Origin of the sequence: Halomonas koreensis (genome assembly GCF_031451675.1) — a bacterium.
GTDB lineage: Bacteria > Pseudomonadota > Gammaproteobacteria > Pseudomonadales > Halomonadaceae > Halomonas > Halomonas koreensis.
The window spans coordinates 174,570-189,631 of sequence record NZ_JARWAK010000008.1 but is presented as its reverse complement, the minus strand read 5'-3'; the positions used below and the strand labels follow the sequence as shown (position 1 = coordinate 189,631).

14 protein-coding genes are annotated in these 15,062 nt (G+C 71.5%); 2 read left to right on the top strand and 12 right to left on the bottom strand.

Going from position 1 to position 15,062, the window contains the following annotated elements; translation table 11 throughout:
• Positions 1-194 precede the first annotated feature (194 nt).
• The 11 genes from zipA to ccmA form a co-directional block, all read right to left on the bottom strand.
• Entirely contained in the window at positions 195-1,580 is a 1,386-nt protein-coding gene (gene zipA / locus QC818_RS11110; RefSeq protein WP_309652925.1) for a cell division protein ZipA, read from the bottom strand.
• A gap of 226 nt (positions 1,581-1,806) precedes the next feature.
• A complete protein-coding gene (smc, locus tag QC818_RS11105; RefSeq protein WP_309652924.1) occupies positions 1,807-5,301 on the bottom strand; it encodes a chromosome segregation protein SMC in 3,495 nt (1,164 codons plus the stop codon).
• A 3-nt stretch (positions 5,302-5,304) separates the two neighbouring features.
• Positions 5,305-6,537: a c-type cytochrome biogenesis protein CcmI gene (gene ccmI, locus QC818_RS11100; protein WP_309652923.1), complete on the bottom strand. Its 1,233-nt coding sequence runs from the start codon at positions 6,535-6,537 to the stop codon at positions 5,305-5,307.
• Positions 6,534-7,004, bottom strand: coding sequence for a cytochrome c-type biogenesis protein (locus tag QC818_RS11095; RefSeq protein ID WP_309652922.1), 471 nt, complete (start codon positions 7,002-7,004; stop codon positions 6,534-6,536). The genes ccmI and QC818_RS11095 overlap by 4 nt, the downstream gene beginning before the upstream one ends.
• Entirely contained in the window at positions 6,992-7,522 is a 531-nt protein-coding gene (locus QC818_RS11090; protein ID WP_309652921.1) for a DsbE family thiol:disulfide interchange protein, read from the bottom strand. The genes QC818_RS11095 and QC818_RS11090 overlap by 13 nt, the downstream gene beginning before the upstream one ends.
• Complete coding sequence (locus QC818_RS11085; protein WP_309652920.1) at positions 7,519-9,522, bottom strand: heme lyase CcmF/NrfE family subunit; 2,004 nt, start codon at positions 9,520-9,522, stop codon at positions 7,519-7,521. The genes QC818_RS11090 and QC818_RS11085 overlap by 4 nt, the downstream gene beginning before the upstream one ends.
• A gap of 12 nt (positions 9,523-9,534) precedes the next feature.
• Positions 9,535-10,023 carry a cytochrome c maturation protein CcmE gene (gene ccmE, locus QC818_RS11080; protein WP_309652919.1) on the bottom strand — a complete coding sequence of 163 codons (489 nt, stop codon included), beginning with the start codon at positions 10,021-10,023 and terminating at the stop codon, positions 9,535-9,537.
• Positions 10,020-10,238, bottom strand: coding sequence for a heme exporter protein CcmD (gene ccmD, locus QC818_RS11075; protein ID WP_309652918.1), 219 nt, complete (start codon positions 10,236-10,238; stop codon positions 10,020-10,022). The genes ccmE and ccmD overlap by 4 nt, the downstream gene beginning before the upstream one ends.
• Positions 10,238-10,978 (bottom strand): heme ABC transporter permease, encoded by a 741-nt coding sequence (locus QC818_RS11070; protein ID WP_309652917.1) that lies wholly within the window; start codon positions 10,976-10,978, stop codon positions 10,238-10,240. Before QC818_RS11070 ends, ccmD begins: the two co-directional genes overlap by 1 nt.
• 14 nt (positions 10,979-10,992) lie before the next feature.
• Complete coding sequence (ccmB, locus tag QC818_RS11065) at positions 10,993-11,694, bottom strand: heme exporter protein CcmB (protein ID WP_309652929.1); 702 nt, start codon at positions 11,692-11,694, stop codon at positions 10,993-10,995.
• A gap of 22 nt (positions 11,695-11,716) precedes the next feature.
• Positions 11,717-12,361, bottom strand: a complete 645-nt coding sequence (gene ccmA / locus QC818_RS11060; protein WP_309652916.1) for a cytochrome c biogenesis heme-transporting ATPase CcmA — start codon at positions 12,359-12,361, stop codon at positions 11,717-11,719.
• A 204-nt stretch (positions 12,362-12,565) separates the two neighbouring features.
• On the opposite strand from ccmA, the gene lexA reads away from it, so the two are divergent.
• Both lexA and QC818_RS11050 read left to right on the top strand, forming a co-directional pair.
• Positions 12,566-13,036, top strand: a complete 471-nt coding sequence (lexA, locus tag QC818_RS11055; protein ID WP_309652915.1) for a transcriptional repressor LexA — start codon at positions 12,566-12,568, stop codon at positions 13,034-13,036.
• Entirely contained in the window at positions 13,036-13,662 is a 627-nt protein-coding gene (locus tag QC818_RS11050; RefSeq protein ID WP_309652914.1) for an IMPACT family protein, read from the top strand. The genes lexA and QC818_RS11050 overlap by 1 nt, the downstream gene beginning before the upstream one ends.
• Before the next feature lie 67 nt (positions 13,663-13,729).
• On the opposite strand, the gene QC818_RS11045 is transcribed toward QC818_RS11050, so the two are convergent.
• Positions 13,730-15,055: a sodium ion-translocating decarboxylase subunit beta gene (locus QC818_RS11045; RefSeq protein WP_309652913.1), complete on the bottom strand. Its 1,326-nt coding sequence runs from the start codon at positions 15,053-15,055 to the stop codon at positions 13,730-13,732.
• Positions 15,056-15,062: the final 7 nt, after the last annotated feature.

Here is a 15,062-nt window from a genome sequence, read left to right as displayed (position 1 = left end):
GAAGCTCGAAGCTCGAAGCTCGAAGCTCGAAGCTCGAAGCTCGAAGCTCGAAGCTCGAAGCTCGAAGCTCGAAGCTCGAAGCTCGAAGCTCGAAGCTCGAAGCCAGCATGGTCGCCTAGCTTACCAAAGCAGCAACCCCCGTGGGGTGGCCTCACGGGGGTTGTCCTATCGCTTGCGGCTGATCGCTGCCGGCTCTAGTTCACCTGACGATGCAGGCGATGGCGCCGCTCGAACTCCTGCACCCGCTGGCGGGCGAACTCGACGGTCTGGGCGGTCATCACGCTCATCTGCTCGTCCTTCAGCTCGCCGCCCAGGTGGCGGACGATGACCATGGCGGTCTCGACCATGGCCTCGAAGGCCGCCGAGGTGTCGGAGGCGCCCGGCAGCGGCATCAGCAGGGTGACGCCCGGGGTCCGGAAGTCGTCCATGGCCTCGATGGGGAAGGTCCCCGGCTTGACCACGTTGACCATGGAGAACTGCAGGGCGCTGCCCGGGTCCTCGGTCTCGAAGCGGTGGAAGACGCCCATGTCGCGACCGTAGCGCAGGCCGCAGGCCAGCATCAGATCCAGCAGGGCGGTGCCCGAGAAGCCGTCTTCGTCGCGGGACATCACGCTGATGACGATCAGCTCCTCCGCCTCGCCCAGGGTCTCCCGGGCGTGGCCGGCCTCGACGTCGTGGCGCAGGGCCTTCTCCAGCACCGGGTGGGCGCGCACCACGTCGTCCTCGCGGGGCGCCGCCTCGACCGGATCCGCGTCGGGCTGCGGCTGTGCCTCGGCCTGCGGCGCCGAACGCCGAGCCGGGGCGAACAGCGGATCGCCGGCGTCCGCCTCCCGGTGAGGCTCCGCCTCCGGCGCCGGGCGCGCCTCGGCGGCCTGCGCCTCCCGGGCGGCCCGCTCGCGTTCGGCCTTCTCGACCCGATCCTGCTCGCGCCGGGCCCGTTTCTGGTCGCGCCGATCGTTGAGGCTCTTCTGCAGGGAGGCGCCGAACTTCTGCATCGAGGAGCCGACCCGCTTCGAGCCGCTCTTCAACGAATCGCCCATGCCTTCCAGGTCGACCAGCCGGTAGCGCTCCTCGTCGTCCGCATCGTGGTCGGCGGGGTCGGCGACCAGGGGTTCGGGGTCAGGGCCGGCGGCCGGCGACTCGGCCCGGAAGGCCGGTTCGCGGGGCGGCGCCTGGGCGGGCGCGTCCTCCACGGGCACGTCCCCGCCGGGCCCGTCGCCCGCGGGCACCGGACCGGCGGCGCTCGCCGTCGGCTCGTCGCGAGCCTCGCCGTGCTGGCGCCGGAATTCGGACAGCACGCGGGAGGGGCCGGGATGGTCCTGGCGCTGCAGCTTGGGCTTGGCCTTGACCCCGCCCTCGTCCGCCGGCCTGACGACTCGCGCCCCTCCATTGGGCAGTTCCCAGTTGATTTCGGCCTGTCGGGCCGCCTCGTCGGGGTCTTCCTCGAGCCCCGGGGCATCGTGTCCGGCCTCATCGAGCCGCGGTACACGACGCTGGCGCTGCAGGCGCCGCACACCGTCGATGACGATGAGCGACACCAGTGCCAGCCCCAGAATGATCAGCCACTCTCGTAGTTCCATGGGTCGTCATGCCTTTTGCTAAGGCGCCATGCCTGATGGTTGTTCGACAACAGCATAGCGCGATTGCCCGAAAACGGACCAATAGAATTGGATGTCAAGCCCGCTCTTTTTCAACGGAACTCTCATCGGTCCAGTGCAATCGCCCTTCATGAATCCCTTCACGTGTTCGCGAGACGTCATCGCTTTTCTTCCTTGTTACCCCTTTTGCCGTTGGCGTTCAAGTCCGTCAGGCCTCGGCGAGGGCCGCCGCTTCCTCGACGCCCACCGCCACGAGGCGAGACACCCCGGGTTCCTGCATGGTGACCCCCATGAGCCGTTCCGAGGCTTCCATGGCGATCTTGTTGTGGGTGATGTAGATGAACTGGACCGAGTCCGACATCTCCTTCACCAGCTTGGCATAGCGCCCGACGTTGGCATCATCCAGCGGCGCATCGACCTCGTCGAGCATGCAGAAAGGCGCCGGATTGAGCTGGAAGATGGCGAACACCATGGACAACGCGGTCAGGGCCTTTTCTCCCCCGGACAGCAAATGAATGGTGCTGTTCTTCTTGCCGGGGGGGCGCGCCATGATGGCCACCCCCGTCTCCAGCAAATCGTCGCCGGTCAGCGTCAACCATGCGGTTCCGCCGCCGAAGACCTTGGGAAAAAGTGTCTGCAGGCCGGCGTTGACTCGTTCGAAGGTGTCGCGGAAGCGGGAACGGGTTTCCTGGTCGATGCGCCGGATCGCCCGGTCGAGCGTCTCCAGGGCCTCGGTCAGCTCGGCGTGCTGGCCCTCCAGGTAGTCGCGCCGCTCGGCCTGCTGGTCGTACTCCTCGATGGCCGCCAGGTTGATGGCGCCCAGCCGGCGGATGCGCTCGCCGACCTCCTCGAGGCGGGTCTGCCAGGCCGACTCGGTGGCATTGGGATCCAGGTTCTCGGCCAGGGCGTCGGCGTCGTGGCCCAGCTCCCGGAGCTGCTCGTCCTGGGTCTCGGCCTTGAGCGCCAGGGCCTGGACCTGCATGCGCGCCTCCTGGAGGCGCTCGCGGATGCCCTCGAGCTGACGCTCGTGTCCCTGGCGGGCCTGCTCGTCCTCGCGTAGCCGCTCCACCAGGCCGGTGGCCCGGGAGCGGGCCTCGTTGAGTTCGCGCTCCTCGCGCTCGCGCCGGTGCAGCAGCTCCTCGAGGCGCTCGCGGCGCTCCTCGTCCGGCTCGTGCAGGCCCTCCCGGGCCTCCTCGAGCTCGGCGCAGCGTTGCTCGAGGCGTTCGCGGGCCTCCCCGGAGCGCCCCTGCTGCTCGGCCAGGCCGGCCCGCTCGGTGGTCAGCCGCTGGTGCTCCAGCGCCAGGCGCTGGGCCTGCTCGGCCAGCGGCCGCTGCTGGTTGCGCAGCTGGGTCAGCCGCTCCCGAGCCTGCTGCCGGGCCCGCTCCAGGCGCTCGCGGGTCTCGGCGCCCTCCTCCAGCCGGGCCATGGCGGCCTGCCAGTGTTCGCGGGTCTCCTCGATGGCCAGCCGCGTCTCCTCGGCGGACTCGGTCAGGCCCTCGAGCTCCTCGGCGAGCTCCCCGGCCCGCCCCTCGAGATGCTCGAGGCGGCTGGCCAGGCCGCTATCCTGGACCGCCAGCTGCTGGCGCTGCTGCTCCAGGTCGCGCTGCTCCAGGCGCACCGCCTCCAGGCCCTCCTCGGCCCGCTCGACGCGCTCGGCGGCCTCGCCCAGGCGCGCCTCCTGAGCCTCGAGGCGCGCCTCTACCACGGCGAGCTCCTCGCGGACCTCGGCCTCGCGGCGGCGGCTGACCAGCAGGGCATCGGGGCCCTCGTCCTGTCCCCGGTGCCGGGCCCAGCCGTCGCCGACCCACAGCCCGCAGGCGGTGATCAGGCTCTCCCCGGGCGCCAGGGCGGCGCGCTCGGCCCAGGCCCGGTCGCGGCTGGCCACGCAGCGCACGCTCGCCAGCCACTGGGCGGCGGCGCCGGCCCCCGAGACCTTGGCGGCCAGGGACTCGGGCGGCGCCGGGCGCGCCTCGGCGTCCAGCAGCCCCAGCTCCGGGGCGAGCTCGGGGGCGAGCAGCCGCTCGCCCTCGGCCAGGGGGGCGAGGCGCGCGCGCAGCCAGGGAGCGAGCACCCAGGAGACGACGTCCTCCCAGCCGCCTTCCACCGCCAGGCGCTCGCCGAGGCGCGGGGCCTCGGCCAGGCCCCGCTCGGCCAGGTGATCGTCCAGGGTCTCGTCGTGGTCGGCCAGGGCCGCCTGGATCAGCGCCTCCAGCGAGGCCAGCTCGCCCTGCAGGGTGCTGCGCCGCTGGCGATCGGCCTCCCGGGCCGCCTCGGCCTCGCGCACCGACTCCCGGGCGGCGTCGCGGTCGGCCTGCCACTGCTCGCGACGCGCCTCGCTGGCCGCCAGCCGCTCCTCGAGCTCGGCGAGGCGCTCGGCGACCTCGTCGCGCTGAGCCTGGAGGCCGGCGAGGTCGGGGAGCTCCTGGCGTTGCTGGCGGCGCTTGTGGACGTCGGCCTCGATGCGTTCGAGCCGCGCCTCCTGTTCGCGCAGCCGGTCCTGGGCGCGCTCGGCCTCGCGGCTGTCGGCCTGCCAGGTCTCGCCGAAGGCCTCCCAGTCGGCGTCGGCCTGCTCGGCCAGGGGCTCGGCCTCCTCCAGGGCGGCCTCCAGCTCGGCGAGGCGCTCGGCCACCTCCTCCTGCTCCGGCCCCAGGGTCTCGAGGCGCTCGTCGAGGCGCGCCAGGCGCTCGCCGTCGTCCTCGCCGAGGCGGTCGAGGTCGGCCAGCTCCCGGCGGGCCGCCTCCAGGTCCCGGGCCAGCTGCTGGTCCCGGGAGCGGGTGTGCTCCAGGTCCTGCTCGAGCCGGGCGATGGCGGTGGTGGTCTCGTGGAAGCGGTGCTGGTAGCCCTCGAGCTCGGAGGCCAGCCGGTCGTGCTCGGCGCGGGCCTCCTCCAGGCGGGTCTCGCACTGGCGCAGCCCCAGCACCTCGCGTTCCACGGCGGTCTCCAGCTCGCCGACCCGAGCCTCCTCCTCGTCCTGGCTGGCCTTCAGGGCGCGGCCGCGCAGCAGCGCCAGCTCGCCCTTGAGCCGGTACTCCTCCTGCTTGAGGGTCTGGTAGCGGCGCGCCGCGTCGGCCTGGCGCTTGAGGCGCTCGAGCTGCTTGTCGAGCTCCTCGCGGATGTCCTCCAGGCGCTCCAGGTTCTCCTGGGTGCGGCGCATGCGGTTCTCGGTCTCGCGGCGCCGCTCCTTGTACTTGGAGATGCCGGCGGCCTCCTCCAGGGTGGCGCGCAGCTCCTCGGGCCGTGACTCGATCAGCCGCGAGATCATGCCCTGGCCGATGATGGCGTAGGAACGCGGGCCCAGGCCGGTGCCGAGGAAGAGGTCGGAGATGTCCCGGCGGCGGCACTTCTGGCCGTTGAAGAAGTAGCTGGACTGGCCCTCGCGGGTGACCTGGCGCTTGACCGAGATCTCGGCGTACTGGGCGTAGGGGCCGCCCATGGCGCCGTCGCGGTTGTCGAAGTGCAGCTCGATGGAGGCCTGCCCCACCGGCTTGCGGCCGGTGGAGCCGTTGAAGATGACGTCGGCCATGGACTCGCCGCGCAGGGTCTTGGCGGAGGACTCCCCCATGACCCAGCGCACGGCGTCGATGATGTTGGACTTGCCGCAGCCGTTGGGCCCGACGATGGCGGTCATGTTGCCGTCGAAGGGTACGGTGATGGGGTCGACGAAGGACTTGAAGCCCGCCAGGCGGATCGAGGTCAAACGCATGGCTTATTCGACGACCCTGTCGATGACCACCTCAGCCGGTTCGCCGGCGGGCTCGCCGACCGGCACCGCCTCGCGGCGCCCCCAGAGATCCCCGGGCCGCGGCTCGGCCTGGCCGCTGGACGAGACGCGCACCACCAGCCGAGCCTGCTCCACGTCCGAGAGCCGGGCCATGGGCGCCATGGCGTCGCTGTCGTCGAGGGTCAGGGTCGCCGGCAGCGCGCCCACGGTGGTGCGCGCCACCGCCAGCGGCGGCCGCTCGCCGGCGGTGTCGCGGGCCACCACGAAGACCGCGGCGTCGGGCGCGACCCGTTCGGCCAGGGCCGGATCGAGGCTCACCCGCACCCGGATGCCCGGCCCCTCGCCGGCGGGCTCGGACGCCACCCCGAGACGTCGCTGCGCCACCCGGATGCCCTCGCGCAGCGCCTCGGCGGACTGCGGGTCGTCCATCCCGGCGATGGCCCGGCGCCAGCGGTCGATGGCGGCCTCATAGTCGCCGCCCTCGAAGGCCTCGATGCCCAGCATGCCGAGCACCGTGGGCTGGCCGGGATCGGCGGCCAGGGCCTCGTCGGCCAGCGCCTGGACGCCGTCGGTCAGCTCGCGACCGGCGGCGAAGTAGCGCAGCTGGGCCAGCTCGGCCAGCAGCCAGGGCTCGCGCCCCTCCAGCTCGAGCAGCCGGGTCAGGGCGGCATCGGCCCGGGCCACCCGCCCGCTGTCCCGATAGAGGGGAAACAGCGAGCGCCAGACGTTGGGATTGTCGGGCTGGCGGGCGGCCTGTTCCTCGAGGCGCTCGATCAGCTCGGGCAGCGTGGCCTCGGCGTCCTGGGCGACCTGCTGCTGGATCCGGTACAGCGCCAGGTCGCCCTCGGCGCCCTCGAGGCGATACCAGAACACGCTGGCCGCCACCAGGGCGACCATCACCAGCGGGACCACGACCTTGCCCGAGGCGGCGGCCTTGAGGGGGCCGCGCTCGAGGGTGGCGGTATCGTCCAGCAGGCTGCGCTCGAGCTCCAGGCGGTCCTCCTCGAAGCGCGCCGCGTCGAGCTCGCCACGCTCCCGGGCCGCCTCCAGGGAAGCCAGCCGGCGGCGATAGATATCGACGTTCTGCTCGGCGGTGCGGTCGTTGGCCTCGAAGTCGGCCTGGGCGCGCCTCAGGGCGGCGGCGCGGCGCAGCGGAGCCACCAGCAGCCACAGCGCCGGCAGCAGCAGGATGGCGAAGGCGAGCCAAAGCAGGGTCATTCGGTCCTCTCAGGTTTGATCAGGGCATCCAGCCGCGCGCGCTCCTCGGCCGTGAGCCGCCGCGCCGAGGCCCGGCGCCGGGCTCGCACCACCAGCGCCACCAGCAGGGCGCCGACCAGCACCAGGGCCGCGGGCAGCCCCCACAGCAGCAGGGTGCGCCCCTCCAGGCGCGGGTTGTAGAGCACATAGTCGCCGAAGCGGCGCACCATGAAGTCGAGGATCTCCTTGTCGGAGCGGCCGTCCTGGAGCTGGCGATAGACGCGGTCGCGCATGTCGCCGGCGATCGGCGAGTCGGAGTCGCCGATCGCCTGGTTCTGACACTTGGGGCAGCGCAGGGTCGCGGTCAGCGAATCGTAGCGCTGCTCGAGCACCGGGTCCTCGAAGCGGCGCACCTCGATGCCGCCCGCCTGGGCGAGCAGCGGCATCAGCACCAGCAGGGCCAGCAGGCAGCGGGTCAGTCGCGCCATTTTTCCACCTCCGGCAGGATCACCTGGGTGACGTCTTCCGGCTTGATGTAGCCGGTGTGGTGATAGCGGATCACCCCTTCGGGGTCGACCAGGAAGGTCTCGGGGGCGCCGTAGACGCCGAGCTCGAAGCCCAGGTCGCCGTCGGGATCGAAGACGTTGACCTCGAAGGGGTTGCCGAACTCGGCCAGGAAGGCGCGGCCCTTCTCCCGGGTGTCCTTGTAGTCCACCCCCACCAGGCGCACGCCGCGGTCGGCGAGGTCCAGCAGCTGGGGCATCTCCTGCTTGCAGGTCGGGCACCACTCGCCCCAGACGTTGACCAGGGTGACCTCGCCGGCGAGAAGCGACTCGTCCACGGTGCGCGACGGATCCTCCAGGGTGGTCAACGCGAAGCTCGGGAAGGGGTCGGCCATCAGCGCGGAGTCCCGGTCGAAGGGATTCATCGACAGCCCCTGGTAGAGGAAGCCGCCCAGCACCAGGAAGCCGACCAGCGGCAGCAGCAGCAACAGGCGACGCTTCATGCGGAGGCCTCCCGGACGCTGGCCGCGGCGACCCGCTCGGGGTCCCGGGCGGTGGCGGTGCGCCGGTAGCGGCGGTCGATCACCGCCAGGATGCCGCCGGCGGCCATCAGCAGCCCGCCCAGCCACAGCCAGCGCACGAAGGGCTTGTACTGGATGCGCATGGCCCAGCTGCCGTCCTCGAGGTCCTCGCCCATAGCCACGTAGAGGTCACGGAACAGGCCGGGGCGCAGGGCCACGTCGGTCATCGGCATGCCGCGGGCGATGTAGAGACGCTTCTCGGGCGTCATCACGAACCCCCGTTCGGCCTCGCCCCGCTGGACCCGGATGTGCGCCGCGTCGGCCACGTAGTTGGGGCCGCGACGGCTGCCCAGCTCGGTCATGGTGAAGGTGTAGCCGGCGACCTGGACGCTGTCGCCCACCGCCATGCGCACGTTGCGCTCCACCGCGTAGTTGGAGACCACGGTGACGCCGACGATGGTCACCGCCAGCCCCAGGTGGCCCACCACCATGCCCCAGTGGGCCAGCGACAGGCGGCGCAGGCCGGCCAGGCGGCCACGGCGATGGCGGCTCTTCTCCCAGAGGTCGCGGACCAGCGGCAGCACCACCCACAGCGCCGCCACCAGTCCCAGCGACACCTTGAGGTTCCACTCGCCGCCGTAGGCCAGCGGCGCCAGGGCGGCGATCACCAGGGCCGCCGCGCCGGCCAGCCAGGCGCGGCGCACCAGGTCGCGGCCGGCGGTGCGCTTCCAGTGCGCCAGGGGCCCGAGCCCCATGAACACGCAGAGGATCACCGTCAGCGGCACGAACAGCGCATTGAAGTAGGGCGGGCCCACGCTGATCTTGCCGAGGTTCAGGGCATCCAGCAGCAGCGGGTAGACGGTGCCCAGCAGCACGGTGACCGTCATGATCACCAGCAGGATGTTGTTGATCAGCAGCAGGGCGTCCCGGGACAGCCAGGTGAAGCCGACCTGGTGGCTGACCCGCGGGGCGCGCAGCGCGAACAGCAGCAGCGACAGGCCCACGGTGATGCCCAGCAGCGCCAGGATGAACAGCCCCCGGGAGGGGTCGTTGGCGAAGGCGTGCACCGAGGTCAGCACCCCGGAGCGCACCAGGAAGGTGCCCAGCAGCGACAGCGAGAAGGTGGAAATCGCCAGCAGCACCGTCCAGCTCTTGAAGGCGCCGCGCTTCTCGGTGACCGCCAGGGAGTGGATCAGGGCGGTGCCGGCCAGCCAGGGCAGCAGCGAGGCGTTCTCCACCGGATCCCAGAACCACCAGCCGCCCCAGCCGAGCTCGTAGTAGGCCCACCAGCTGCCCAGCGCGATGCCCACCGAGAGGAAGGCCCAGGCGACGTTGGTCCAGGGGCGCGCCCAGCGGGTCCAGGCGGCGTCCAGGCGACCGCCCAGCAGGGCGGCGATGGCGAAGGCGAAGACCACCGAGAAGCCCACATAGCCCATGTAGAGCATCGGCGGGTGGATGATCAGCCCGAAGTCCTGGAGCAGCGGATTGAGGTCGGCGCCGTCGGCCGGGGGATTGGGCAGCAGCCGCGAGAAGGGGTTGGAGGTGATCAGCACGAAGGCCAGAAAGCCCAGGCTGACCAGGCCCATCACGCCCAGCACCCGGGCCAGCATGTCCCGGGGGAGCTCCTTGGAGAAGTGCGCGACGGCGAAGGTCCAGGCGCCGAGGATCAGGCTCCACAGCAGCACCGAGCCCTCGTGGTTGCCCCACACCGCGCTGGCCTTGTAGTACCAGGGCAGCAGCGAGTTGGAGTTGTCGGCCACCGTGGCCACGCTGAAGTCGTCGAGCAGGAAGCTGGCGGTCAGGCAGCCGTAGGCGACCACCAGGAACAGGAACTGGCCGGTGGCCATGGGGCGGGCGTAGGCCATCCACAGCGGCCGCCGGGTGGCCGCGCCGGCCAGCGGCATGACCGCCTGCGCCGCCGCCATCAGCAGGGCGAGGATGAGGGCGAAGTGCCCGATTTCGGGGATCAGCGGGATCAGCATGGCGACTCCGGGTCACTCCTGGCCGTCGAGGCGCTCGGCCACTTCGGCGGCCTTGGCCTGGTAGTCCTCCGGGGAGTAGCCCGCCTCCTCCAGGGCCTGGGCCACCTCCGGGGGCATGTAGTTCTCGTCGTGCTTGGCCAGCACCTGGTCGGCGCGCAGCCAGCCCTGCGGCTGGAGTCGGCCGACCACCACCACGCCCTGCCCCTCGCGGAACAGGTCGGGCAGGATGCCGCTGTAGCGCACCTCGACGTCCTCGACGTAGTCGGTGACGGTGAAGGCCACGTCCAGGCTGTCCGGATCCCGGGCCACCGTGCCTTCCTTGACCATGCCGCCGGCGCGGATCTGGCGTTCGATCGGCGCCTGGCCGTCGGCGATCTGCACCGGGCTGAAGAACAGGTTGATGTTGCTGCGCAGGGCGTAGAGGGTCAGCCCCACGGCGATGGCGGCCAGGGTGACCAGCCCCAGGATCACGTAGAGTTTCTGCTTGCGTTTGGCTCTCATCGGGCGTGTCCCTCATCGGTTGAAGCCCCGGCCGGCGCGGCCTGGCGGCGCTCGCGCCGGGCCCGGCGCTCGAGGTCGCGGAGCACCCGGCGGCGCTCGACGCGGGCATGCCAGCCGACCCCGACCAGCAGGGCGGCGGTGGCACCGTAGGCGGCCCAGACATAGGGGGCGTGGCCGCCCATGGCCAGGAAGGCGGAAACGGAGTCGAAGGCCATCAGCGTCCCTCCCCGATCAGCTCGCGGACCCAGCGCTTGGACGACTCGCGGCGCAGGATCTCGCTGCGGGTGCGCATCAGGGTCACGGCGATGAAGAAGCAGTAGAAGCCCAGCACCATGATCAGCAGCGGCAGCCACATCTCCATCGGCATGGCCGGCCGCGAGGTCACCGAGAAGGTGGCGGGCTGGTGCAGGGTGTACCACCACTCCACCGAGTACTTGATGATGGGGATGTTGATCACGCCCACCATGGCCAGCACCGAGGCCGCGCGGGCGGCGCTGTCGCGGCTGGCGAAGGCGCCGCGCAGGGCGATCACGCCCACGTAGAGGAACAACAGGATCAGCATCGAGGTCAGGCGGGCATCCCACTGCCACCAGGTGCCCCAGGTGGGCACCCCCCAGACCGCGCCGGAGAACAGCGCCACGAAGGTCATCCCGGCGCCCAGCGGCGCCATCACCGCGGCGGCCATGTCGGCGAGCTTGATCTTCCAGACCATGAAGACGAACCCGGCGGCGGCCATGGCCACGAAGACCGACTGGGCCAGGAAGGCCGCCGGCACGTGGACGTAGATGATGCGGAAGCTGTTGCCCTGCTGGTAGTCGGCGGGGGCGAAGGCCAGCCCCCAGGCGCCGCCCGCCAGGATCAGCAGCACCGCCGCCGCCCAGAACCAGGGCGAGAGGCGGGCGCTGATGGCATAGAACCACTTGGGAGAACCGAGCTTGTGTATGAAGGCCCACATGCCGTGTCGATACCTCAACCGTTGATACTGATGCGCAGGGACGCCGCGATCGCCCAGGGCGCGAAGATCAGCGCCACCGCCAGCAGCGCCCCGAGGATGGCCAGGTGGGCCGAGACCCCGGCGCCCTGGATCGCCGCCTGGACGGCGCCGGCGCCGAAGATCAGCACCGGGATGTAGAGCGGCAGCACCAGCAGCGAGAGCAGCACCCCGCCCCGGGACAGGCCGACGGTGAGGGCCGCGCCGATGGCGCCGATCAGGCTCAGGCTGGCGCTGCCCAGCGCCAGCGACAGCGCCAGCACCAGGTAGCTGCCCGCCGGCAGCGACAGCATGATGCCCAGCACCGGCGCCATCAGCGCCAGGGGCAGGCCGGTGAGCAGCCAGTGCACCGCCACCTTGGCCAGCGCCAGGGCCGGCAGCGGCTGGGGCGCGAGCAGCAGCTGCTCCAGGCTGCCATCCTCGTAGTCGCCGCGAAACAGGCCGTCCAGGGACAGCAGCGCCGCCAGCAGGGCCGCCACCCACAGCAGGCCCGGGGCGATGGTCGCCAGCAGCTCCGGATCCGGCGAGATGCCGATCGGGAACAGGGTGATCACCAGGGCGAAGAACACCAGCGGGTTGAGGACCTCGCCCCGCCCGCGCAGCAGCAGCACCAGGTCGCGTCTCAGGGTCGCCCGGACTGCGACCATGATGCCGCCGTCGGGTTCCCCGATCGGGGCCATGTCCGCCGCGTTGCGGCGCGGCTCAGCGCGTGCCACCGGCACCTCCCTCGCCCAGCTGCAGGCTGCGCAATGTCGCGGAGGGCCGCAGCGCATGGTGCGTGGTGACCAGGACGCTGCCGCCGCGACGGGTATGGGCCTCCAGCCGCGCCTCCAGGGCGGCGACGCCCTGCCGGTCGATGGCGGTGAAGGGTTCGTCGAGCACCCATAGCGGCCGCGGCGTCAGCTCCAGGCGCGCCAGGGCCACCCGGCGCTGCTGTCCGGCGGAGAGCTGCCCCGCCGGCAGATCCTCGAAGCCGACCAGCCCCACCGCCTCCAGGGCGTCGAGGCGCCCGGCCTCGTCGCCGGTCTCGCCGGCCAGCGCCTGGTACCAGGCCAGGTTCTCCAGCGGCGTCAGGGCCGCCTTGACCCCCGGGGCATGCCCCAGGTAGAGAAGATTGGCGAGGAAGTCGCGGCGCACCCGCCGCAGCGGCTCGCCCTGCCAGAAGAGTTCGCCCCGGTAGTCCGCGAGCTGCCCGGAGAGGATCTTGAGCAGGGTCGTCTTGCCGCTGCCGTTGGGCCCCTCGACGCGCAGGATCTCACCGGCATGGATCTCCAGGTCGAGGTCGTGGAACAGCCAGCGGTCGTCCCGTTCACAGGCCAGCCGTCGGGCTTGCAGGCGCAGGCTCAAGGCACACTCCGGGCAAGGGAAATCTGGCCCGGCACTCTACACGGAAAGGGTTTTCGTCGCCAGTACGCGGCGCGTGGCAGCGGGTCGCACTTGCCCTGCGTCAAGCCGGCGTCATCCCGGGCGGCTTGTCAGATGTCAGGACCCTGCTATGCTGGCCAGGTACTGTATGTATCGACAGTCCTTGCCGACGGGGGGATGCCGCAGATGTCACGCCTTGCACCACAGTACCTGTTCCGCCAGCCCAACCTGCCCATCGCCGAGGCCTGGGCGCCCATCGAGGCCGACGACCTGGTGACGATCCCCCTGCTGGGGCGCGTCGCCGCCGGCGTGCCCATCGACGCCTGCATCGATGCCGGCAGCGTCGAGGTGCCCAGCCGCATGGTGCGCCGCAACACCTATGCCCTGCGGGTGTGCGGCGACTCCATGATCGATTGCAACATCTTCGACGGGGATGTGATCATCATCGAACGCCGCGAGAGCGCCGAGAACGGCGAGACGGCGGTGGTGATGATCAACGACCAGGAGGTCACCCTGAAGAAGCTCTACATCGAGAAGGCCGGCGTGCGCCTGCAGCCGGCCAACGAGACCATGCCGCCCATCTTCCTGAAGAACAGCGACATCCAGGTGCTGGGGCTGGTGATGGGCGTGGTGCGCCAGCCGGACCTGGCCGCCTGATGCGCTACCCCGTCCCCGACCTCGCCCCGGGCGACCGCCAGGAGACCGAGCTGGAGGTGGAGAAGAGCCGCTTCCTCGCCTGGGTCTGCCATGCCCCCGAGCCCGCGGCCTTCGAGGCGCTGCTGGCCGCCGCCCGGGCCGCCCATCCGAACGCCAGCCATCACTGCAGCGCCTTCATCGCCGGCCCGCCCGGCGAACAGACCGCCATCGGCTTCTCCGACGACGGCGAGCCCGGCGGCACCGCCGGGCGCCCCATGTTCCAGGTCCTCGAGGGCGCCGGGCTCGGCCAGGTCGGCTGCGTGGTGATCCGCTACTTCGGCGGCACCAAGCTGGGCACCGGCGGCCTGGCCCGCGCCTACGGCCAGGCGGTGAGCGAGGCCCTGGCGGCCCTGCCGCGCCGCGAGGTCACCGAGCGGGATCCGCTGCGGGTGCGGGTCGACTTCGCCGGCGAGGCCGAGACCCGCGCCTGGTGCGCCGAGCGCGACATCCCGGTGGAGGCCGCCGACTACGCCGCCGACGGCGTGGTGCTGACCCTGGGCTGGCCGCGGGACGCCGAGCGCGACCTGTCCCCGCTGTCCGTTCGCCTCAAGGGGCGCCTGACCCCGCTCGACCCCGACGCGGCCTGAGCCCGTCCCCTCGACGACGAACGGCGCCCCGCGGGGCGCCGTTTACCGTGGAGCGGGCCGACCGTATTCAGCCGAGGTACTTGATCATCACCCCCGCGGCCACCGCCGAGCCGATGACGCCGGCCACGTTGGGCCCCATGGCGTGCATCAGCAGGAAGTTGTGGGGGTTGGACTCCAGCCCCACCTTGTTGGAGACCCGCGCCGCCATGGGAACCGCCGAGACCCCGGCGGAGCCGATCAGCGGATTGATCGGCATGCGGCTCACCGCGTTGAGCAGCTTGGCCATCAGGATGCCGCAGGCGGTGCCGATGGCGAAGGCCACCATGCCCAGCGCCAGGATGCCCAGGGTCTCGATGGCCAGGAAGCGGTCGGCCATCAGCTTGGAGCCCACCGAGAGCCCCAGGAAGATGGTCACGGTGTTGATCAGGGCGTGCTGGGCGGTGTCGGACAGCCGCTCCACCACGCCGCACTCGCGCATCAGGTTGCCGAAGCAGAACATCCCCAGCAGCGGCGCGGCATCCGGCAGGAAGAGCACCACCAGGATCAGCAGGCTGAGCGGAAAGACGACCTTCTCCAGCTTGGACACCGGGCGCAGCTGGCTCATGGCGATCTCGCGCTCGCGCTTCGAGGTCAGCGCTCGCATGATCGGCGGCTGGATCAGCGGCACCAGCGCCATGTAGGAGTATGACGCCACGGCGATGGCCCCCAGCAGTTCCGGCGCCAGGATGCTCGACACATAGATCGAGGTGGGCCCGTCGGCCCCGCCGATGATGCCGATGGCGGCGGCCTGGTTGAGCGAGAAGTCCATCCAGCCCATGGCCGACATGCCCACCGCCCCGAGCAGGGTGGCGAAGATGCCGAACTGGGCGGCCGCGCCCAGGAAGAGGGTGCGCGGGTTGGCCAGCAGCGGACCGAAGTCGGTCATGGCGCCGACCCCCATGAAGATCACCAGGGGCGCGATGCCCGAGGCGATGGCCACGCTGTAGAACTGGTAGAGCATGCCGTGGGCGAAGCCGGCGTCCAGGGCCACGTCGTTGGCGGCGCGGATCAGCTCCGGCGAGGTATCGCCGTGCAGCACCTCGGACAGCGCATGGCGCCCGGCCTCGAGGCCCTCGCCGAGGGACGGCGACAGCTGCAGGGCGGCGGCCATCCGCTCCAGCACCTCGGGGCCGGCCAGGTGGGCCGCCTGCTCGGCGGCGGACAGGGCCAGCCCGGCCTCGGGAATGTTGGCGAGGATGCCGCCGAAGCCGATCGGCACCAGCAGCAGCGGCTCGAACCGCTTGGCGATGGCCAGCCACAGCAGCACCAGGCCCACCAGGATCATCGCCCCCTGGCCGAGATCCAGGTTGTAGAGCCCCGAGCCGGTCCACAGGGTCATGAGTTTTTCCGTCATGGCTACC

Bases quoted from the DNA above. Each gene is read 5' to 3' on its own strand.
- zipA (WP_309652925.1), bottom strand. From the start codon at position 1,580: ATGGAACTACGAGAGTGGCTGATCATTCTGGGGCTGGCACTGGTGTCG.
- smc (WP_309652924.1), bottom strand. From the start codon at position 5,301: ATGCGTTTGACCTCGATCCGCCTGGCGGGCTTCAAGTCCTTCGTCGAC.
- ccmI (WP_309652923.1), bottom strand. From the start codon at position 6,537: ATGACCCTGCTTTGGCTCGCCTTCGCCATCCTGCTGCTGCCGGCGCTG.
- QC818_RS11095 (WP_309652922.1), bottom strand. From the start codon at position 7,004: ATGGCGCGACTGACCCGCTGCCTGCTGGCCCTGCTGGTGCTGATGCCG.
- QC818_RS11090 (WP_309652921.1), bottom strand. From the start codon at position 7,522: ATGAAGCGTCGCCTGTTGCTGCTGCTGCCGCTGGTCGGCTTCCTGGTG.
- QC818_RS11085 (WP_309652920.1), bottom strand. From the start codon at position 9,522: ATGCTGATCCCGCTGATCCCCGAAATCGGGCACTTCGCCCTCATCCTC.
- ccmE (WP_309652919.1), bottom strand. From the start codon at position 10,023: ATGAGAGCCAAACGCAAGCAGAAACTCTACGTGATCCTGGGGCTGGTC.
- ccmD (WP_309652918.1), bottom strand. From the start codon at position 10,238: ATGGCCTTCGACTCCGTTTCCGCCTTCCTGGCCATGGGCGGCCACGCC.
- QC818_RS11070 (WP_309652917.1), bottom strand. From the start codon at position 10,978: ATGTGGGCCTTCATACACAAGCTCGGTTCTCCCAAGTGGTTCTATGCC.
- ccmB (WP_309652929.1), bottom strand. From the start codon at position 11,694: ATGGCCCCGATCGGGGAACCCGACGGCGGCATCATGGTCGCAGTCCGG.
- lexA (WP_309652915.1), top strand. From the start codon at position 12,566: ATGTCACGCCTTGCACCACAGTACCTGTTCCGCCAGCCCAACCTGCCC.
- QC818_RS11050 (WP_309652914.1), top strand. From the start codon at position 13,036: ATGCGCTACCCCGTCCCCGACCTCGCCCCGGGCGACCGCCAGGAGACC.
- QC818_RS11045 (WP_309652913.1), bottom strand. From the start codon at position 15,055: ATGACGGAAAAACTCATGACCCTGTGGACCGGCTCGGGGCTCTACAAC.